The sequence below is a fragment of the Pseudomonas sp. SH10-3B genome (assembly GCF_019891415.1).
Taxonomy (GTDB): Bacteria; Pseudomonadota; Gammaproteobacteria; order Pseudomonadales; family Pseudomonadaceae; genus Aquipseudomonas.
Map to the genome: position 1 here is coordinate 49,304 of NZ_JAFLXD010000032.1, position 20,794 is coordinate 70,097.

Here is a 20,794-nt window from a genome sequence, read left to right on the forward strand (position 1 = left end):
TCAATCGGTTCCACGAAAGGCAGGCGCAGTATTCAGCGGGCGGATACGGCAAATTCAGGCAGGTCGCCGGTTTTCAGGCCGCGTTTGATCGCGGTCTGGTTGAACAGCCAGTCGTCCAGTTCGACGTTGTACTGCAACTGGTTGAACCGCAGTTGCGAGCGCGTGCCGGCGATGAAGTCTTCGGTTTCGCTGAGGGTGATGCTGTCGATTTGATCGACTGTCTCGACTTTCAGCGTACGCATCTGCTTGAACATCACGCCTTTGACGTCGAAGAAATCCTGGCGCATGACCAGGTTGTTCTGCTTGTCGATCCAGACCTTGAGCTGGTTGTAGCCGGTCTTGGCAAGAATCTGCGCAGACACCGGCGTGCGTTCGATGACGTAGCACTCGCGCCCGCCCATGGTCTCTTCGCCCACCAGTGTCTGGCGATAGTCTTCGGCGCGGATCTTGTCCAGATCCGCGTACGAGTAATCGCTGCCCATAAACGCGCCACGCTTGTCGGTGGTCGAGATCCGACGGGTCTGTCGGCTGACCGGCAGGTACATCCACTGGCTGTCCTCGGCATTCAGCGCTTCGTGGGGGTTTTCGATGTGGAAGGCGACGTTGCGCACATCGTTGGGCGCCGAGAAGTACATGGTGAACTTGTCACTGTCCGGGTAATCCTTTTGCAGGTAGCTGAACTCCCGCACCCGGCTATTGCCTTGCTTGTCGAGCAGGATCAACGACACCTGCGACATGAAACTCTTGCCGTCATTGCGGTCACGGGCCTGACGAATGATGTCGTCGGCGTTCGGGGTGGCCAATGCCCCCATGCTGGTCAGCATCAGGAGACTGGCGGTCAAGACCTTGAGGGGCGGCAACATAGAATTTCCTTTTCTTGAAGAGGTTTTTATTGAGATCAGTTCGGGGCTCAGAACAGGTAGCCGGCAGACACGCGCAGTTGATCGCGTTGGCGGTACTGGCCAAAAGTGCGGTCCTCCTTGCCAAAAAACACATCCACCTCCAGGCCCAGCTTCAGCCAGTCCACCGGGGTGTAGGTGAAGATGCCTTGCAGCAAGGCGTCGTCTTTGGCCGGTGGTGACATGGCCAATACCAGGCGCGACTTGAGCCGGTCACGCAGGTGGTTGCCCTCGGCGGACAGGGTGAACAGCGGCTGGCGTTTGTCCTGCACCATGCCCATTTGCCAGTCCAGTAACTGCTGCTCCTGCCATTGCACAGAGATCAGCCAGTTGCGCAGCAGGTAGTCGACCCCCAGCAATGACTTGATCATCGGGCTCTGGCTGCTGCCGTGGGTGCGGTAGGGGTTGGTGACGTGCCAGCGATCGAAGTAGGCCACCTCGCTGCGCACCACGAAGCTGTGGCCGGCATCAATCGCCAGGCCTGCGCCGCCCATGCTGTAACGCGGGAACTGACGTTCCAGGAGGACGCGCTGATCGTCGGCGATGCCCTCGACCGCATACACCGGGTCCTGCTGGCGGGCGTTGAGGGCCACAAAGCTGGCGTCCACCGAGCCGATCCTGCCGTTGGCGCTCATGCCATAGGAAAACCCCTTCTGCCCGCGGTAGTCCGGCTTCGAACCGACCACGAACAGGTCCGGGTCCGGGACTGCGAACAACGGCGCGTCGAACTCGCTGCCCTGGGCCGGCGCCTGGTTTTTCAGGAAGTCGGTGATCCATAGGGCTTCCACTTCCCACTCGCCCACGGGCTGGGTCAGGCGCACCATCGGCACGGCGATGCGGCTGTCTTCAAGCAAGGCCGTCACCCCTTCGCGATAGTCGATGGGGTTGATCTGGTCCAGCACCCGCAACTCGTCGGCGCGACCCCAGACCACTTGCTGCCAACCTACGGTAACTTCACCGTCACCCAGGTACTGGCCCCAGTACAGGTGCCGCCAGTCGGCACTGAAGCGGTAGTCATCCCGTGCCTCCTGGCTGTAAGGGTTGTGCCCGTCATAGCGCGCGTCGTAGCGCACCCGGCCCTTGGCCTTGTAGTAGCCGCTGTCCCAGTTGTCTTCCAGGTTGGCCTTGAAATACACCGCCTTCTGGGTGACAGGATCGTCGCCGTGCAGGCGCAAGGCACTGGCCAGTCCTACTTCCGCATCGGCATGGGCCGGCAACAGGTCTGCGCCGGCCAATTGCGGCGCCAGCGAGACCAGGCCGAGCAACAGGCTGCGCGTGAACAATGCTGTGTTCATGGCTACATCCCCAACCCGGCGCCGCCATCGATCATCAGGCTCTGGGCCGTGACCCCGGAGGCCTCAGGGCTGACCAGGTAACGCACCATGGCGGCGACTTCGTCGGCCTGGATAAACCGGCGCAAGGGCAGTTTTTTCTTGGCATTGCGCAGGATCTGCTCCTGGCTGATCCCGGCAATACTGGCTTGCGTCGCCAGCTCGCCTTGCAGCATCGGCGTATCGATCCAGGCTGGCAGAATCGCATTCACGGTAATCCGGCGCGGCGCCAGGTCCAGTGCCAGTGCCTTGGTCATGCCGATAATGCCGTGCTTGGAGGCGCAGTAAGCGGTGTTGCGGACCTTGCCGATGCGGCCAAGGATCGACGACAAGTTGATGATGCGTCCGCGATCCGCCAGCAGTGGCAGGCACAGCGAGGTGACATAAAAGGTGCCGTTCAGATTGACGGAAATCACCTTGTGCCAGTTGTCCAGGTCCTCCGGTTCATTCTCGTTGCAGACCCCGGCGCTGTTGACCAGTACATCGATAAAGCCGAGGCGCGCCGACAGGTCGTTGAACAAGCCCTGCACGCTGGCAAGGTCGGCGATATCGACGCCATGGGTCTCGATGCTCGCGGCAAAGGTTGCGGCGCCTACCCAGTCCCGCAGCGATGCCACGTCACGGTCCACCAGGATCAGGCGATGGGCCGGGTCGTTGGCAAAATGTTCCGCCACTGCCCGGCCGATGCCGTTGGCGGCACCGGTAATCAAAAACGTTCTGGGTGTATTCATGGCATTTTCAGCCCGCCATTGACCGACAGTACTTCGCCGGTCACATAGGTCGCGCGCTCGGCGAGGTACAGCACGGCCTCGGCAATGTCCCCCGGCACGGCAAAACGCTTGATCAACAGTCGCGACTGCACTTCCTGCTCGTGGGTTTCCAGCAAGGCGGCGGTCATGTCGGTGCTGACGATGCCCGGTGCGACCGCGTTGACGCGGATATTGCGCGGTGCCAGCTCGACCGCCAGGGCGCGTGTCAGTGCTTCCACACCGCCCTTGGCGGCGGCGTAGCTGCTTTGCCCTTTGCCTGGCTTTTGCGCAGCCACTGAACTGAGGTTGATGATGCAGCCTTGACGCTGACGCATCATGCCGGGCACCACCTGTTGGCAGCAGAGCAGGGTGCCGATCAGGTTGGTCTGGATCACCTCGCAGATTGCCTCGGTGGAGAGCGTCGCCAACAACCCATCGCGCGTGATGCCGGCGTTATTGACCAGCAGGTCGATGCGCTCGAAGCGCTGTTCAACCTGTTCGAAAAACACCTTGATGCTGTGGGCGTCACTGATGTCGCACTGCGCCGTGAAGCACTCGCCGCCGAGTTTTTCGACTTCATCACGCACCGCCAGGGCCGCCGCTTCGTCACGCACGTAGTTGAACGCGACCTGGTAGCCGGCCTCGACCAGTGCCAGGACGACCGCTTTGCCGATGCCGCGACTGCCTCCGGTGACTACCGCTGTTTTAGGGGTCATGGCCGTTCCTTAGAGTGAGTTGTGGGTCTTGAACTGCGCCAGGCCAAAGCCATGGATCGCCGCCAAGGCACGAATCTGCTGCACTTGCTCGCGGCTGATGTCGCCGTAGGAGTAATGCTGGGTGATCCCCGCCAGGCCCATCAGCACCGACTCGGCCATGCAGGCATACAACTGGCCCTGTTTCAGATAGGCCCGCACATTCGGCGCCAACCCATCGTTGAACGGCGTCTGGACGATGCCGCCGTGCATGTACAGCACGTCGCTGCGCTGGGTGTTAATCGCCTGGTCAACGTTCAACGGCACGGCGATGTCACAGATCACGCTGTGTTCGGCAAAGTGCCCGGCGTCGAGAAACGGCTGCGCCGCGTTTGCCGCACACAGGACGATGCGCGCCTGCTTGAGGGCTTGCAGGTCATCGGTGACGGTAATGAATGCGTTGGCGCCAAGGCGTTCCTGCACCAGGCGCGAGACCTGCAACCCCAGCTGTGTGCTGTTGCCGTATTCGCGCAGCAGTGCGCGGATGCCGTCGATTTTGAGCAGGCGCTGCGCCAGCAGATCCTCGGCGGCCGTGCCCTTGATAATCGAGCGGGCAGCGTCGGCGTAGATCAGTTGAGCGGTTTTTTCCAGGCGGCGTACCGAGCCATCGCGGCCGCTGCCAATCAGGATCAAGTGGTCGACCGTGGCGGACAGCAGCGACGCATAGGTAGACGCCACGTTACCGGCCGCGCCAACCACGGCGGCCGTCTGCGCATGCAGCTCCAGCCCCTGTTGCTTGCAGCCTTGCTCGATGGCCTCCAGGCCCATGCCGATGGTCAAGGCATTGCCGGAGGTCAGCGCCATGTCCGGGATTTTCAGGGCCTGGCAGTTGTTGGTCACGATGGAGGTATACATGCCCAGGCCCGCGACGCGGTAGCCATCGGCGCGAGCATCCAGGATGCGATTGCCGACCTCCTTGCGGATCACCTCAAGGTCGCCGCTGATGATGTAGTCCGCCATGGCGTTGGAGTCCATGCACAGCGGGTACAACGTGAACTCTACGGCCATGCCCAATTTCGAGCGGATCACTACCGGGCCCACGGGGGCCGCCCGGCGTTCCGGTGCAGTGCGTTGCATGAACACACGTTTTTGCTCGGTGCTCAGTTGGCCCAGCGAAGGGTCGACATCACCTAGGATGTCGGCATCGATCAAATGATTGATAAAGGCCACGCGGGCGACGATGGGGGTGTCTTCTGGGGCATTGGCATGGGCGGTGACCTGGAAGCCGGTGTCGCGGGGCGCCACAGCCGGGATCAAGTCATGACAAATGGTGGCGGCCAGCGGGAATGCATCGCCGCGTTGCAACAGGTCGCAGACCTTCTGCAAGGCTTTGATCAGCGCGTCAATCTCGGCGAAGCTGATGCAGGCGGGTGGCTCCAGGCGGATCACATTGGAGTTGCTGCCCGACGGCGCCACGCGCAGGGCTTCGAATTGCAGCAGGTAGCCGGCAACCAGGTAGCCCAAGGCATCGTTGTACTGGGCCGAAGCCTGTACCAGCGAGCTGTTGGCGCTCTGGTCGTGCAGTTCGAAGCCGAGCAGCAGGCCGCGACCTCGCACGTCGGCGATCACCCCGGGGTAGGCCGCCTTCAGCTCAAGCAGTGAGGCCTTGAGGTATTCGCCCTTGGTGTGTACGTCCTTGAGCATCGCATGATCATCGGCGAACAGACGATTGAGCGCCGCCAGGGCGATATGGCAGGAGGCGTCGTCTTCGGCGAAGGTCGAGCTGTGGATATAGCTGAAGTCTTTCTCATAGTGACTGCTGCGAATCACGGTGGCCGCAATCTTCATTAAGCCACCGCCCAGTGCCTTGGACAGGCAGTAGTAGTCGCCTTGCAGATTGAAATGGCTGCTGGCCAGGAAGGTCCCGGTACGACCGAAGCCGGACTGCACCTCGTCGATGATCAGCGGGCACTGCTGCTCATTACACAGGCGGCGCAAGGCTTTATAAAAATCGGCCGCGAACTCGATGATGCCGCCTTCGCCCTGGATAGGCTCCATCAATACGGCGGTGATCGCGCTGAACGCATCGCGCTTGACCAGCAATTGATCACCGCACCATTGCACGGTCAGCCAATGGCGGGTGTGGCGCGCTGGCAGCTCCTGGAGTTGATGGGGTTGTTGGGGGTCAATGAACTCCACGTTCAAGCCGAAGCGCGCGAACGGCTGGCGATACTGTCGGCCATAGGTCAGTTGCACGGTGTTGACCAACTTGCCGTGAAAGCTGCCGCGTAACGCGACGAACACCGGCTCGACGTGCAACTCGGCGAGGTTGTGCTGACGCACTGCCTCAACCACCTGACGCACCGTGGCCGTGGTCAGGTGGGCAGGCAGCAGGCCCGCCGGCAAATCGAGGTCAGCCACATCCACTTCGCGGTAGGCGCGGTCGCTGGAGGTCAGTTGGGCCAGGGTAAAGTCCAGTTCGTCGAACTGGCGTTGCAGGTTTTTCTGGCGGCGGAACTCGGCGTGCTTGACGGCAATTTCCACCGCTTCGGCACCGCTGTTGGAAAAGGTCGAGATGTACGCTTCGTTGTTCTTCAACTCACGGTTGAAGGCTTCGCTCAACGCGCGCCCCAGAGTACCGGCCGTAGCGCGGATCGACATCTGGGCGTTAAAGGGCACGTCGTTGCGCAGCAGTGTGCAGAGCTGGTCGACGAACTGCGGGTCGTTGTGACCAAACAAGGCGGCGCCGTAGCCGCCGAGAAAATCGGTGACAGTCACCTCGTCACCCTGGCGGTTGTGGTAGAACAATTTGCTGCCCAGTGCCCGCTTGAACTCACACTCAAGCCCCAGGGCCTGAAGCAGGTCGACAAACTTTGGGCGAACAAAATCACGGTAATCCATCACAGCCATGTCCTTTAAAAGAGGAGGGGGTGTACACACACGTCAGGCGTTGTTGGCCTGTTCGCTGTACTTCAATTGGTAGCAAGCGCTGAAACCGTTGTCGTCGCGGTTGAGCACCAGGCCATCGTCGAGCCGCGTCGAGCAGGGAGCCCCCATCACAAACGGCAACTGCGCGGCCACGGGTTGGCTTAATCCGGCAATCGGTGGCACACGCTGGGCGAGCAGGGCACAGCGGGCCAGGATCAGGTCCGCCAGGCTGGGAGCCGCACTCAGCAGGCCGGTCAGCGGCACGCCACTGGTGATGTGGGCGGCGCCGGTTCGGGCCAGCGTGAGGCTCAACTGTCGGTCTTGATCGGGCGTGCCGGTACCGCTGCACACCAGCACGTCGGCTTGCTGGTCTGGCAGGTTCAAGTGCTCGATCGCGACATCGGCGGTCATTGTCTGCAGGCAGACCTTGGGTCCATCCCCCAGATCCTCGCGACGGCGCAGGACCAGGGCCGCCGCGCCTTCGCCAGCGATACCGCCGGTGCCTTGCGCATCGAAAGCGCGCAGGGTATCCGAGCCGTCGGCGCTGATCGTGCCGGCCTGCACCAGGGCGCTGAGTGCCAGCGCATCGAGTTCGCTGCCTGCACCGACGATGATCGCCACGTCAATTCGTCCGCTCTGCAAGGCGGCGCACGCTTCACGCAAGGCCGCCAGGTTGCCGGAGACCCCCTGCATGTAGGCGTTGCATTCACACTCCAGCTTGAGCGCCAGGCTGACCACGCCCAGCAGGATATTGCTCAGGCCCTTGAGCACCAGGAACGGGTCCTGCGCGCGCTCGTGCAAGATACGCCGGGCCAGGTGCTGCATATCTGCACCTTCGCCCTGGCGGCATTCGTGGAGCAACTCGCCGTAGGACGCCAGTGAAGGGTGGGTATAGCCACCCTGGCAGCAATAGAGGCCATAGGTCAGGGCGTCGGCCCCCGGCGTCAGTTGGGCTTCGGCCAGTGCCTGTCGAACGGCGCTGACGCCCCAGATGACGGCAGGCGTGCAGTAACGCTGCAGATTTTGGGCGAGGTCCTGGCGACTGCGCTGGTGATCGTCATAGTGAATCTGCCCGAAGGCCGTGACCCGTTCACTGTGAAACAGCAAAGAGCGCAATGGCTTGATCCCGCTGCGCGACTCACAGGCCGCCGACCAGAAGGCGTCCACGCCCCAGCCGCTGGCCAGGACACAGCCGCTGCCGGCAATGGCGATGGATGTCGGTACGCCGCTCATTGCGCGTGCTCCTGGTATTTGCCCAGCACCAGGCAGGTATTGAGCCCACCGAAGCCGAATGAATTGCTGAGTGCCACATCGACCCGGCGGTTGACGGTCTGATGCGCGCAGTAGTCCAGGTCACAGTCGTCGGCGGCACTGTGCAGGTTGAGGGTCGGGGTAATCCTGTCCTGTTGGCAGGCCAGTGCGGTGATGATGAACTCGGGGGCGCCGGCGGCCGCGATCAAGTGGCCGAATTGGGATTTGTTGGCGCTGATCGCCAGCCGTCGATAGTGCTCGCCCTGGGCGAACACCGACTTGATCGCCAGGGTTTCGGCGGCATCGTTGAGCGGGGTGGACGTGCCGTGGGCGTTGATCAGGTCCACCTGTTGCGGGCGGATGCCGGCGTCGTGCAAGGCTGTCTGCATTGCGAGGGCGGCGCCTCGCCCTTGCGGGTCGGGCGCGGTGACCTTGTAGCCGTCCAGGCTGCTGCCAAAACCCAGCACTTCGGCATAGGGCACGGCGCCACGGGCAAGTGCCCGCTCCAGGGTTTCGAGCACCACAAAGCCTGCGCCCTCACCGGCAACCAGGCCGCTGCGATGGCGATCAAACGGGCGGCAAAGCCCGGTGCCCCAGCGTTGCTCGCTGCTCGCCGCGCCCAGTAGGTAAAGCGCGGTCATGGTGTCCAGGCTCAACACCGAATCGGCGCCGCCAGCGATAGCGACGTCGACTTCTCCCCGACGGATCATCTGGAATGCATTGCCGATGGCCTGGGATGCCCCGGCACAGGCGCTGCTGATGTTGATCACCGGGCCTTCGCAACCGATGTCGTCGGCGATCACCCGGGCCAGGCGGTCGTTGCTCTGGCACAACGAGTGGGCGGCACTGACCTGATCAGCCTTGGCCATCAAGTAGCGCCAGGCCGGGGAGGCATTCGGCTCATCGGCGACGGTCAGCAGCATGTCCTGGATCTTGTGCGCCGGTGCGCCGGAAGCACACAGCACGGCGGCATCCCGCAGTTGCGCGGGGCTCAGGCCGCTGTCGCTGATCGCTTGGCTGGCCGCCACCCAACCCAGCTGGCTGCGTTTTTCCAGGGGCGTCTGCCAGGCGGGATGGCCTTGGAGGTAGTCCGGCAGTTGGCGGGTGTCCACCGGCGCCGCATAGCGCACCGGGAAGGTGCCATCGGCCACGCCTTCGGGCTGCCAGGGGCGGATGCAGTGCTCACCGAGCAGCATCTGCGCCCACATGGTTTGCCATTCGAAACCGAAACCGGTCACGGCACCCAGGCCGGTGATCACAATCCTTGGTGCGCTCATGCCTGTTTCTCCATGGCTTCATTGGCCAGTAATACGGCGCCCCAATGGCCGGTACGGCTGTGGTTGAGCAGCAACGTGTAGCCATCGTGTTGATCGTGAAGGGCCAGGGCTATTTCAGTCAGCAAGGCGCTGGCCCCCAGGTTGCCGGTCATGTGTCGGCAGCTGTGGAGAATCGCCTGGGTGTCTGTGAGTAGAAGCGCGAGGGATGGGGTGTCAGGCGCGGCGACAATATGGGCTACGTCGCGCAAACCTAGTTTTTCTCGGCTCAAGGTCTGTTGGATAACCTTGCACGCCACGGCGTGGGAGCGTTCGGGCACAGCGCTGTAGCCACGGGCGAAGCCGGCGATGCGCAGGGCGCGCGTACCGTTTGCGGGAGGGCAGGCGGTCAGCAACAGCACTGCGGCGCCTTCGCCGTAGATATCCGGGGCCGCGAGAGCAGGGCGTTCGGTGGTGTCGCGCAGGTACAGCGCCGGCGAGAGGTTCGGGCTGCTGCTGACCACGACCCCTGCATCGGCACGCCCCTCGGCGATGTGTTCGAAGGCCTCGATCAGCGCATCGACCCCGGCATTACTCTGTGAGCAGAAACCGCCCATCGGACCATGGCAGTGCAACGCCTCGGCGACATAGGCCATGACGCTGCTGTTGAGCATCATCAGGGCGTGCAGCGGCGGGGTATAGGCAAAGAGTTGCGCGAGCAGCGCATCCGGTTGTTCGGCGATGGCCTGCACGGCCTCCCAGCAGGAACTGGGGCCATCCACTTCCGGGATGGCGGCCATCAGCGCAACCCGCTCGCCAGGCAACTGCAAGTCATTCAACGGACCGGCCACCTGCCCGGCGCAGTACAGCAGCCGGGCGCCCTGAGGTTCGACGCTGCGTTGAATCTTGCGGTCGAACACCGTGGTCGGCAAGCGCGGTACGGTCACGGGATACGCTAACTGGTCCGGGGCAAAATCCAGCGGTTGTGCGGCTTGCACCGGGCCGTGCAAGTCGGCGCACTCAGTGCCGGCGTGGTTAAACACCGAAGCGGCGATCAGGTAGACGGGTTTTGTTTGACGGCTGTTCATCTCATGCTTTTCCCAAAACCAGCGAACTGTTGACACCACCGAAACCGAACGAATTGGACAGCACCACATGGATGGGCTGGCGCTGCGTTTCGGTCAGGAAATTCAACTCAGGGAACTCGGCGTTTGCCGGGTCATAGTTAAGGGTGGGTAGCAGCACGCCCTGTTGCAGGCTCATCAGTGACAGCACCGCCTCGAGGGCGCCGCTGGCTGCCAGGGAGTGGCCGATCGCCGATTTGTTCGCCGTGAAGGTCATCGTGTCCACGCCGGTACCGAATACTTGCGCAATCGCCAGGGCTTCACTGCGATCGTTAGCCTGGGTCGATGTGCCATGGGTATTGACGTGATCGACCGCGTCGCAGCTCAGGCCAGCATTGGCGATGGCGGCCTTCATGCAATGGGCGTAATGGCTGCCATCGCGGCTGCTGGAGGTGATCTTCTGCGCTTCGCAAAAGTTGGCGTAACCCAGGACGCGGCCGATTGGCGTGGCCTTGCGGCGCTCGGCATGTTGCCTGGACTCCAGCACGATCATCGCCGCGCCTTCACCGAGGACGAACCCGCAACGGTCGTTCATGAACGGGCGACTCTGTTGCTCGGGCGCAAGGTCTGCACGTTGGCAAATGGCACCCAGGCCGTCGAAGCTGTAATAGGACAGTTCATGGGCCATCAGCTCAACGGCACCACATAGGGCCAGGTCGATGTCACCGCGCTCGATGGCGCGAAACGCGGCGCCGATCGCCATGGTGCCGGCGGCGCAGGCGTCGGAGTGGGTGCTGATATGGTCGCGAATCCCGAGCAACTGGGCGATGTGCCAAGTCTGCTGATCGATCCGTCGCGCGAACGGGCCGCCGGCCAGCGTGTGGTTGTCCAGATAGCGATCCAGGTCGACGCTGCCAACGTCGTCCATATAGCGGCTGGCTTCTTGCAGATCACGGCTCACGCAATGCTTGTTGGCGCCGAGGAATACGCCGCTGGGTACGCGGCAGAAGTCTGCCCGAACCAGGCCTGCCTGCTGGAGCGCCTGCCTGGCCACGAACTCGGCGAGCAGGCTCTGGCGCGGCAGGGGGGGGGCACCCGCCGCTACCGGTGCGGTGATGGCTTGCCATTGAACGGGGTCGATGTAACCCGCAGCGCTCGCTGCAAAACCCAACTCGGCAAACACCGGGTGTTGGCGGATGCACGAACGCTTTGCGCCGATCTGCGCAAACAGCGTTGCAGCGTCCAGTGCCGTGGGCGCTACCAACCCATAGCCCGTGACTAAAACCTCTCGCGGCCCCATGCAGAACTCCTAGACCGTTTCCGGCAAACGGGACGCTGCAAACTGCTCTACCAGTTGGCGAGAAATGTCGTCGCCTTCCATTGGCGTCAAACGCGCGCTGCAACTGCTGCATACCACCTGGCGACGCTCATTCAGACGCGCCTGGTCGGCATTGCATTCAGGGCAGGTCGCGGGCAGGTGGTCGAACATCCGATAGCACTGCACGGCCCAGTTACGCACGGTGGTGGCCGCGAACACATCCGCCGGCTGCATGCCTGCGCGCAGTTGCCCGGGGGCAAATGCGCTCAGGCTTTGCTCCAGGAGTTCTACCCCGGCCTGGGTGATACGGCCTTTTTCGACCAGTTCGCTGACGTCGCCAAACACCGCTACCGCATGATCCAGCACGCTGGTTTTAGGCAGCGTGCAGCCATAGTGACGGCCGAGCTGAAAACTCAGGTCGACGATATCCAGGGAGTCGGCATTCAGATCCTCCACGATGCTGCTGTGCTCATCGACCTCTGCGAGGTCCATCACCAATAGCTGCGCGAGGATTTCGCGGGTGGTGGTGATGACGCTGTTCAAGTCCAGTGGATTATTCATCGGCTATTTCCCTATAACGCGTAAATGGGGGGCAAGCAGTGGCCCTGACGGCTATTTGCTTGAGGTGATTTCTGAAGGCGGGGGAGCGTAAACCCTCCCCCGAGGGGGAGAGTCAATGTGCCATTACCGTTTTTTTTTGCCCGACAGGCACACGCGTCAAAGCCAGATTAGGCTTTTGAAACCATTGGATATTCTGTAGCCTTGCGCAGCTTCACCTTTACCCGTGCTTGATGAACACAATCACTTCGTCCGGCGGCGCCCGAAGGGCTCCAGAGCCGGTGGTACACTCGACTTTCGCGCAACTGCGCCTGCAGGTCTTGCGAACATGACGCATATTTCCGAACGCCTACTGGTTCAAGCCCACCTCGACGCCAAGCAGCCCAAGGCCCTGAGCGCCGACGAAGAGGCGAGCCTGCGTGCCGCCATCGCCGCCGAGCTCAAGGCTCAGGACGCGGTGCTGGTTGCCCACTTCTATTGCGATCCGGTGATCCAGGCCCTGGCCGAAGAAACCGGCGGCTGTGTCTCGGACTCCCTGGAAATGGCACGCTTCGGCGCAGCCCATCCGGCCAAGACCGTGCTGGTCGCCGGTGTACGTTTCATGGGCGAGACCGCCAAAATCCTCACCCCCGAAAAACGCATCCTCATGCCGACTCTGGAAGCCACGTGCTCCCTGGACCTTGGGTGTCCGGTGGATGAGTTTTCGGCGTTCTGCGACCAGCATCCCGAGCGCACTGTGGTGGTGTATGCCAACACCTCGGCAGCGGTCAAAGCCCGCGCCGACTGGGTGGTGACCTCCAGTTGCGCGCTGGAAATCGTCGAAAGCCTGATGGACAACGGCGAGACCATCATCTGGGGGCCGGACAAGCACTTGGGTACCTACATTCAGCGCCAGACCGGTGCCGACATGCTGCTGTGGGACGGTGCGTGCATCGTCCACGAGGAGTTCAAGTCCAAGCAGTTGGAAGACATGAAGGCGCTGTACCCGGACGCGGCCATTCTGGTGCACCCGGAATCGCCGACCTCGGTGATCGAACTGGCCGACGCGGTGGGTTCCACCAGCCAACTGATTGCGGCGGCACAGCGCCTGCCGAACAAGACCTTTATCGTGGCGACCGACCGCGGCATCTTCTACAAGATGCAGCAGCTGTGCCCGGACAAGGTCTTCATCGAAGCGCCCACCGCCGGCAACGGCGCCGCGTGCCGCAGTTGCGCGCACTGCCCGTGGATGGCGATGAATACGCTGGAGCGCACATTGCAGTGCCTGCGTGAGGGCAGCAACGAGATCTTCGTCGAGCCGTCGGTGATTCCTCACGCGGTGCGACCGCTCAAGCGCATGCTGGATTTCACCCAGGCTGCGCGCCTGAAGCTGGCGGGCAACGCCTGAACCGAGGCGAACTCGGTTAAACATGTGGGAGGGGGCAAGCCCCCGCCCACATGTTGATCTCCAATAAGAAGGGTATTATTTCTTTTGCTTCGGGATGCGCACCAACTGCGTGTCCGAATAGATGTCATGCCAGCAGCGTTTCTGCTTGTCGAACAACGACCAGACAAACCCCAGCCCCACGCACAACCACGATGCAATCGACACCACAAAGCGCAACAGCGCCTGCCATAGGCTGATCCGCGAACCGTCGGCGTTCTGCACGCGCACGCCCCAGACCTGCATGCCCAGGGTTTGCCCGGAATGGGTCCAGAACTTGGCAAAGAAACCAAACAGCACGAACAACAGAATGGTCGACAGCAACGGGTCGCCGTCCAGCGCGCCGGACTCGGTGAGGGTGCGCATCCTGGCTTCGCCCACGAACGCGATCCATACCAGTTTGTAGATAAACGCAGTGACGATCAACAGCGCGGTGCACAGCAGGAAGTCATAGAACATCGCTGCCAGGCGACGGCCCAGGCCAACGGCGGGGAACTCGCCTTGGGGACTCAGCAAGGGTTTGGACATGGCAGGGCTCTCTGAAGAAAACATGCAGTTTACGGAATAGCGCCCATAAAAAAGCCCCTGATGTCATGTCAGGGGCTTTTTGTCGCAGGAAGGATCAGCCTTCTGCTTGTACTTCGTCAGCCTGCATGCCTTTCTGGCCTTGCACTGCAACGAAGGTGACTTTCTGGCCTTCCTTCAGGCTTTTGAAGCCGCTGCCTTGGATAGCGCGGAAATGCACGAACAGATCCGGACCGCTTTCTGGAGTGATAAAACCAAACCCTTTCTCGTCGTTAAACCACTTGACGGTACCGCTCTGACGATCAGCCATTTTCTTATTTCCTTGACGCTAAAAATTAATGACAGCCCCTTTCACATGAAAGAGTACTGGGCTGGGTTGCAGGAAAGTAAGAGACGTCGAACGGGTTGTAGCAAACTTTGGCTACTGCCCAGGTCCAGGTTCCAAGCGACCCATGCAAACACAGTGGGCAGACTCTACGCCAACTAACAGAGAAAAAACAAGCCCCGCCAAAAGCCCAACGTTTACTCGGCCATATGGCACTTCGTTGAATAATGGGGAGCCGGCTTATTCGATAGAATGGATCACTTGTTATAGGTTATTCCCTATAAGGGTGACTATCGTCAATGCACTGTTTTATGGCGGTTGCGTTACAGATTAGTGCACGTTAACGCAACCGCGTTACTTATAGGAACAGTCAATCAACCGCGATAGTAACGTTGCGGCACAAATGGCATTTTACTTACACGAAGTGGCACCTTTTTCCCACGCACCAGCGCAGAGACTTCGGTGTCCAGTGCGATAAATGCACTGTCCAGGTAACCCATGGCGAGTGGGCCGCCCAGGCTCGGGCCAAAGCCGCCGCTGCATACGCTGCCGATCACGCTGCCGTGTTCGTCGACGATCTCTGCGCCTTCGCGCACTGGGGTGCGTTCCTGGGGCAGCAGACCCACGCGCTTGCGGCTCACGCCGGTTTGCTGCTGGGTGAAGATGCGGTCGGCACCCGGGAAGCCACCGGCGCGCGCACCGTCAGTGCGACGGGTCTTGGAGATCGCCCACAACAGGCTGGCTTCGATCGGGGTGGTCTCGGTGTTCATGTCGTGGCCGTACAGGCACAGGCCGGCTTCCAGGCGCAGCGAGTCACGGGCGCCCAGGCCGATGGCCTCGACTTCGGTCTCGGCCAACAGGCTGCGTGCCAGGCTTTCGGCGTTGGCGGCGGGCACGGAGATTTCAAAGCCGTCTTCCCCGGTGTAGCCGGAACGGCTGACGTAGCAGTCCACGCCCAGCAGGCGCAGTGAGGCGAACTGCATGAAAGTCATCTGGGTGACTTCCGGTGCCAGTCGCGCCAATACCTTCACCGCCGCCGGGCCTTGCAGGGCGAGGAGGGCGCGCTCTTCGAACAGCGGTTCGATGCTGCACTGCTCGCCGATATGCTCGCGCAGGTGCGCCAGGTCCTGGTCCTTGCAGGCGGCGTTGACCACCAGGAACAGTTCGTCGTTACCCAGGTTCGCCACCATCAGGTCGTCGAGGATGCCGCCCTGGTCGTTGGTGAACATGGCGTAGCGCTGCATGCCAACCGGCAGGTCGATGATGTCGACCGGTACCAGGGTTTCCAGGGCCTTGGCGGCATTCGCGCCGGTGAGGCGGATCTGGCCCATGTGGGACACGTCGAACAACCCGGCCTGTTCACGGGTGTGCAGGTGTTCCTTCATCACGCCCAGCGGGTACTGCACCGGCATGTCGTAACCGGCGAAGGGCACCATGCGTGCACCCAGCTCGAGGTGCAGGGCGTGCAATGGGGTTTTCAACAGGGTTTCGGTGGACATATTCAGCTCCTGAAAAACGTGCTGGCGCGCCTTTAGGCGTCAGCACTCGATAATGTTGACCGCCAAACCGCCACGGGCGGTTTCCTTGTATTTGCTTTTCATGTCGGCACCGGTCTGGCGCATCGTGCGGATGACCTTGTCCAGCGAGACGAAGTGTTGTCCGTCGCCACGCAAGGCCATGCGCACCGCATTGATGGCCTTCACCGAGCCCATGGCATTGCGCTCGATGCACGGCACCTGCACCAACCCGCCAATCGGGTCGCAGGTCAGGCCGAGGTTGTGTTCCATGCCGATCTCGGCGGCGTTTTCCACTTGGGAAACCGTACCGCCCAAGACTTCGCACAACGCGCCAGCGGCCATGGAACAGGCCACGCCGACTTCGCCCTGGCAACCGACTTCGGCCCCGGAGATCGAGGCGTTTTCCTTGTACAGAATGCCGATGGCGGCGGCGGTGAGCAGAAAGCGCACCACACCGTCTTCGTTCGCGCCGGGGATAAAGCGCATGTAGTAATGCAGCACCGCCGGCACAATCCCGGCCGCGCCATTGGTGGGCGCGGTGACCACGCGCCCACCAATGGCGTTTTCTTCGTTGACGGCCAGGGCGTACAGGTTGACCCAATCGAGTACCGACAGCGGATCGCGCAAGGCCGACTCCGGGTTCTTGCACAACTGGCGATGCAAGGCGGCGGCGCGACGCTTGACCTTCAGGCCGCCCGGCAAGATGCCTTCGTTGCGACAGCCAGCGTCCACGCAATCCTGCATCACCTGCCAGATCTTCAGCAGGCCGGCGCGGGTTTCCGCTTCCGGGCGCCAGGCGCTTTCATTGGTCAGCATCACCTGGCTGATGGACAGCCCGTAGGTGGTGCAATGGCCGAGCAAGTCCTTGGCATGCTTGAAAGGGAACGTCAGGGGCGTGGCGTCTTCGACGATCCGGTCAGCACCGGCGGCGTCTTCATCCACCACAAAACCGCCGCCGACCGAGTAGTACTCGCGGCTGCGAATCTGGATGCCCGCCGCATCAAAGGCACGAAAAATCATGCCATTGGGGTGGTAGGCCAGGGGTTTGCGAATCATCGCAAGGTGTTCTTTCTCGTTGAACGCAATGCTGTGTTCGCCGAGCAGGTTCAAACGCGCGTCGCCGCGCATCTGCGCCAGGCGCGTGGCCACGGTTTCGGTGTTCACGGTGTCCGGGTGTTCGCCTTCCAGGCCGAGCAGCACGGCCTTGTCGCTGCCGTGGCCTTTGCCGGTGGCGCCCAGGGAGCCATAGAGTTCCACCTTGATGCCGGTGGTGGCGCTCAACAGGTTGTCACGCTTGAGGCCTTCGACGAATCGAGCGGCGGCGCGCATGGGCCCGACGGTGTGGGAACTGGAGGGGCCGATGCCAATCTTGAACAGGTCGAACACGCTTAAAGACATGAGTTGTTCTCCGGTTTCTTGTTATGTATTGGGGTGTACTCGGTCAATGTGGGAGGGGGCTTGCTCCCGATGGCAGTGTGTCAGTCAACAGAGATGTTGAATGTAAAACCGCCATCGGGAGCAAGCCCCCTCCCACATTTGATTGAGTTCAGCCTCAGGTTACGCGTAGCTCTCGATTGAAGGGCATGCGCATACGAGATTGCGATCACCAAACACGTTGTCGACCCGGCCAACCGGTGGCCAGTACTTGCCTTCGATCAGCGACGCTACCGGGTACACCGCTTGTTCACGGCTGTAGGGGTGGCTCCATTCGCCCACCAGTTCCGCTGCAGTGTGCGGAGCGTTTTTCAGTGGGTTGTCGTCCTTGTCCAGGGTGCCGTTTTCCACCGCACGGATTTCTTCGCGGATGGCGATCATGGCATCGCAGAAGCGGTCCAGTTCTTCCTTGGATTCGCTTTCGGTCGGCTCGATCATCAACGTGCCCGCGACCGGGAACGACATGGTCGGGGCGTGGAAACCAAAGTCGATCAGGCGCTTGGCCACGTCGTCCACGCTGATGCCGCTGCTGTCCTTCAGCGGGCGCAGGTCGAGGATGCATTCGTGCGCCACCAGGCCGTTGCTGCCGGTGTAGAGCACGGGGTAGTGCTCTTCCAGGCGACGGGAAATGTAGTTGGCATTCAGGATCGCCAGCTGCGAAGCGCGCTTGAGGCCCGCGCCGCCCATCATGCTGATGTACATCCAGGTGATCGGCAGGATGCTCGCGCTGCCGAACGGCGCCGCACACACCGCGCCTTCCTTGCGCGCCATGGCCGCATGGCCGGGCAGGAATGGCGTGAGGTGCGACTTGACGCCAATCGGGCCAACGCCCGGGCCGCCACCGCCGTGGGGGATGCAGAAGGTCTTGTGCAGGTTCAGGTGGGACACGTCGCCGCCGAACTTGCCCGGAGCGCAGAGGCCGACCATCGCGTTCATGTTGGCGCCGTCGATGTACACCTGGCCGCCGTTGTCGTGAATGATGCCGCAGATTTCGCGGATGCCTTCTTCGAACACGCCGTGGGTGGACGGGTAGGTGATCATCAGGGCCGCGAGGTGTTCGCGGTGCTCGATGGCCTTGGCGCGCAGGTCTTCAATGTCCACGTTGCCACGGGCATCGCAGGCGGTGACGACCACACGCATACCGGCCATGTTGGCGGTCGCCGGGTTGGTGCCGTGGGCCGACGATGGGATCAGGCAGATGTCGCGACGTTCTTCGCCACGGCTCTGGTGATAGGCACGGATCGCCAACAGGCCGGCGTACTCACCTTGGGAACCGGCGTTCGGTTGCAGCGAGATCGCGTCGTAACCGGTGGCCGCGCAGAGCATGGCTTCGAGGTCGGAGGTCAGTTGCAGGTAGCCGGCGCTTTGCTCGGCTGGGGCGAAGGGGTGCAGGGCACCGAACTCGGCCCAGGTCACCGGGATCATTTCGCTGGCGGCGTTGAGCTTCATGGTGCACGAGCCCAGCGGGATCATGGTGCGGTCCAGGGCCAGGTCTTTGTCGGCCAGTTTGCGCAGGTAGCGCATCAGCTCGGTTTCCGAGTGATAACGGTTGAATACCGGGTGGCTCAGGATCGGCGACTGGCGCAGCAGCGCGGTCGGCAGGGTGGCGTCAACCTTGGCGGTGAAATCCGGCAGGGCCTGGTCGCCTGCGAAGATCGCCCACAGGGTTTCGATATCGGCCTGGGTGGTGGTTTCGTCGACCGACAGGCCAACTCGCTCAGCGTCCACCACACGCAGGTTGATGCGCTGGGCGCGGGCCTTGTCGTGCAGGGCGGCAGTGTCGGCGCCGGTGTGCAGGGTCAGGGTGTCGAAGAAGTGTTCCTGCTCGACCTTCAGGCCCAGCGCGGTCAAGCCCTTGGCGAGGATCGCGGTCAGCTGATGAATGCGCTTGGCGATCTGGGTCAGGCCCTTGGGACCGTGGTACACGGCATACATGCTGGCGATGTTGGCGAGCAGTACCTGGGCGGTGCAGATGTTGCTGGTGGCTTTCTCGCGGCGGATATGTTGTTCGCGGGTCTGCATGGCCAGGCGCAGGGCCGGCTTGCCGAAGCGGTCTACCGACACACCGACCAGACGCCCCGGCATGTCGCGCTTGAACGCATCCTTGGTGGAGAAGTACGCCGCGTGCGGGCCACCGAAACCCAGTGGCACGCCGAAGCGTTGCGCGCTGCCGATGGCCACGTCGGCGCCGAACTCACCCGGTGGGGTCAGCAGGGTCAGGGCCAGCAGGTCCGCAGCCACGGCGACCAGTGCGTTGGCGGCGTGGAAGCGTTCGGTCAGTGCGCGGTAGTCGAACACGTCACCGTTGCTGGCCGGGTATTGCAGCAGCGCGCCGAAAAACGGGCTGACGTCGGTCAGTTCGCGCTCATCGCCGACGACCACATCAATGCCCAGTGGCTCGGCACGGGTGCGCAGTACGTCGAGGGTTTGCGGGTGGCTGTGGATCGAGGCGAAGAAAGCGTTGCTGCCCTTGTTCTTGCTCAGGCGCTTGCAGAAGGTCATGGCTTCGGCGGCGGCGGTGGCTTCATCGAGCAGCGAGGCGTTGGCGATCGGCAGGCCGGTGAGGTCGCTGATCAGGGTCTGGAAGTTCAGCAGCGCTTCCAGGCGGCCTTGGGAAATTTCTGGCTGGTACGGCGTGTAGGCGGTGTACCAGGCCGGGTTTTCCAGGAGGTTGCGCAGGATCGGCGACGGCGTATGGCAGTTGTAGTAGCCCTGGCCGATGTAGGTCTTGAACAGTTGGTTCTGGCTGGCGATGGCCTTGATCTTGGCCAGCGCCTCGGCTTCGCTCAGGCCGTCTTCCAGGCCGAGCACGCTGGTGCCCTTGATGCTTTCCGGGATCACGCTGGCGCTCAGGGCTTCCAGGGAATCGAAGCCCAGGCTGGTGAGCATGTGCTGCTCATCTTCCTGGCGCGGGCCGATGTGGCGGGCGATGAATTCGTTGGCGGTGCTCAGGTTGATCGTCATGACGCGCTCCTTAGGCTTCAGCGTTGGCTTTGATCAGGCGGTCGTACGCGTCCTGATCCAACAGTTTAGCTACCGCACCGGCATCGGCCGGTTTAAAGCGGAAGAACCAGCCTTCGCCCATCGGGTCTTCGTTGACCAGTTCCGGGCTGCCATCGAGCTTGTCGTTCACTTCCAGCACTTCGCCGTCCAACGGCATGTACACGCCGCTGGCGGCCTTGACCGATTCCACGGTGGACGCTTCGGCGCCCTTGGCGTAGGCCTGCAACTCCGGCAGTTGCACGAAAACCACATCACCCAGCGCGTTCTGCGCGAAAGCAGTGATACCCACGGTGACGCTGCCGTCGGCTTCGGCGCGCAGCCATTCGTGATCTTCAGTGAAACGCAACTCGCTCATGGAAATTCCTCAGGGCCAGATTCGTCTGGTGGACGGGATTGGAATAATGGGGAGTTGCTTAGCAATATCGCGGCCAATCTTATTAATCCGTTATAAATCAACAGGTTAATAAATATGGTTATAGGCTTATGCGTATTGGCTGTAGCGATTTCGCTACAGTCCGGCCCGT

At 62.1% G+C, this 20,794-nt stretch carries 17 protein-coding genes; 1 reads left to right on the plus strand and 16 read right to left on the minus strand.

The window, feature by feature from the left end; translation table 11 throughout:
• Positions 1-32 precede the first annotated feature (32 nt).
• From J1G35_RS21565 to J1G35_RS21610, 10 genes are read right to left on the minus strand one after another with little or no spacing between them, the layout of a single operon-like run.
• Positions 33-863, minus strand: a complete 831-nt coding sequence (locus J1G35_RS21565) for an outer membrane lipoprotein-sorting protein (protein ID WP_053135864.1) — start codon at positions 861-863, stop codon at positions 33-35.
• Between the two features lie 47 nt (positions 864-910).
• Positions 911-2,194: a DUF1302 family protein gene (locus tag J1G35_RS21570; RefSeq protein WP_223015957.1), complete on the minus strand. Its 1,284-nt coding sequence runs from the start codon at positions 2,192-2,194 to the stop codon at positions 911-913.
• Between the two features lie 2 nt (positions 2,195-2,196).
• Positions 2,197-2,961: an SDR family NAD(P)-dependent oxidoreductase gene (locus J1G35_RS21575; RefSeq protein ID WP_053135870.1), complete on the minus strand. Its 765-nt coding sequence runs from the start codon at positions 2,959-2,961 to the stop codon at positions 2,197-2,199.
• Positions 2,958-3,695, minus strand: a complete 738-nt coding sequence (locus J1G35_RS21580; RefSeq protein WP_223015958.1) for a 3-oxoacyl-ACP reductase family protein — start codon at positions 3,693-3,695, stop codon at positions 2,958-2,960. The genes J1G35_RS21575 and J1G35_RS21580 overlap by 4 nt, the downstream gene beginning before the upstream one ends.
• A 9-nt stretch (positions 3,696-3,704) precedes the next feature.
• Positions 3,705-6,572, minus strand: coding sequence for an aminotransferase class III-fold pyridoxal phosphate-dependent enzyme (locus J1G35_RS21585; RefSeq protein WP_223015959.1), 2,868 nt, complete (start codon positions 6,570-6,572; stop codon positions 3,705-3,707).
• Between the two features lie 42 nt (positions 6,573-6,614).
• Entirely contained in the window at positions 6,615-7,832 is a 1,218-nt protein-coding gene (locus tag J1G35_RS21590) for a beta-ketoacyl synthase N-terminal-like domain-containing protein (RefSeq protein ID WP_223015960.1), read from the minus strand.
• Positions 7,829-9,127 (minus strand): beta-ketoacyl-[acyl-carrier-protein] synthase family protein, encoded by a 1,299-nt coding sequence (locus J1G35_RS21595; RefSeq protein WP_223015961.1) that lies wholly within the window; start codon positions 9,125-9,127, stop codon positions 7,829-7,831. Before J1G35_RS21595 ends, J1G35_RS21590 begins: the two co-directional genes overlap by 4 nt.
• Complete coding sequence (locus J1G35_RS21600; RefSeq protein WP_262417367.1) at positions 9,124-10,191, minus strand: beta-ketoacyl synthase; 1,068 nt, start codon at positions 10,189-10,191, stop codon at positions 9,124-9,126. The genes J1G35_RS21595 and J1G35_RS21600 overlap by 4 nt, the downstream gene beginning before the upstream one ends.
• Before the next feature lies 1 nt (position 10,192).
• On the minus strand, positions 10,193-11,467 hold the full coding sequence (locus J1G35_RS21605; protein WP_223015962.1) for a beta-ketoacyl-[acyl-carrier-protein] synthase family protein: 1,275 nt from the start codon (positions 11,465-11,467) through the stop codon (positions 10,193-10,195).
• A gap of 9 nt (positions 11,468-11,476) precedes the next feature.
• Positions 11,477-12,046: an acyl carrier protein gene (locus J1G35_RS21610; RefSeq protein ID WP_053135890.1), complete on the minus strand. Its 570-nt coding sequence runs from the start codon at positions 12,044-12,046 to the stop codon at positions 11,477-11,479.
• Between the two features lie 325 nt (positions 12,047-12,371).
• Between J1G35_RS21610 and nadA the strand changes: the two genes are divergently transcribed.
• Positions 12,372-13,430 (plus strand): quinolinate synthase NadA, encoded by a 1,059-nt coding sequence (gene nadA, locus J1G35_RS21615; RefSeq protein ID WP_124387962.1) that lies wholly within the window; start codon positions 12,372-12,374, stop codon positions 13,428-13,430.
• A 75-nt stretch (positions 13,431-13,505) separates the two neighbouring features.
• Here nadA and J1G35_RS21620 read toward each other — a convergent pair whose 3' ends face one another.
• From J1G35_RS21620 to gcvH, 6 genes are all read right to left on the minus strand, one after another.
• On the minus strand, positions 13,506-13,994 hold the full coding sequence (locus J1G35_RS21620; RefSeq protein ID WP_223015963.1) for an RDD family protein: 489 nt from the start codon (positions 13,992-13,994) through the stop codon (positions 13,506-13,508).
• A 94-nt stretch (positions 13,995-14,088) separates the two neighbouring features.
• Positions 14,089-14,301 (minus strand): cold-shock protein, encoded by a 213-nt coding sequence (locus J1G35_RS21625; protein WP_223015964.1) that lies wholly within the window; start codon positions 14,299-14,301, stop codon positions 14,089-14,091.
• Positions 14,302-14,690: 389 nt separating this feature from the next.
• On the minus strand, positions 14,691-15,815 hold the full coding sequence (gene gcvT, locus J1G35_RS21630) for a glycine cleavage system aminomethyltransferase GcvT (protein ID WP_223015965.1): 1,125 nt from the start codon (positions 15,813-15,815) through the stop codon (positions 14,691-14,693).
• A 39-nt stretch (positions 15,816-15,854) separates the two neighbouring features.
• Entirely contained in the window at positions 15,855-17,231 is a 1,377-nt protein-coding gene (locus tag J1G35_RS21635) for an L-serine ammonia-lyase (RefSeq protein WP_223015966.1), read from the minus strand.
• 159 nt (positions 17,232-17,390) lie between these two features.
• The gene (gcvP, locus tag J1G35_RS21640) at positions 17,391-20,231 is read right to left on the minus strand and encodes an aminomethyl-transferring glycine dehydrogenase (protein WP_053135905.1); all 2,841 of its coding nucleotides are present in this window, start codon (positions 20,229-20,231) and stop codon (positions 17,391-17,393) included.
• 10 nt (positions 20,232-20,241) lie between these two features.
• Complete coding sequence (gene gcvH / locus J1G35_RS21645; RefSeq protein WP_223015967.1) at positions 20,242-20,625, minus strand: glycine cleavage system protein GcvH; 384 nt, start codon at positions 20,623-20,625, stop codon at positions 20,242-20,244.
• Positions 20,626-20,794: the final 169 nt, after the last annotated feature.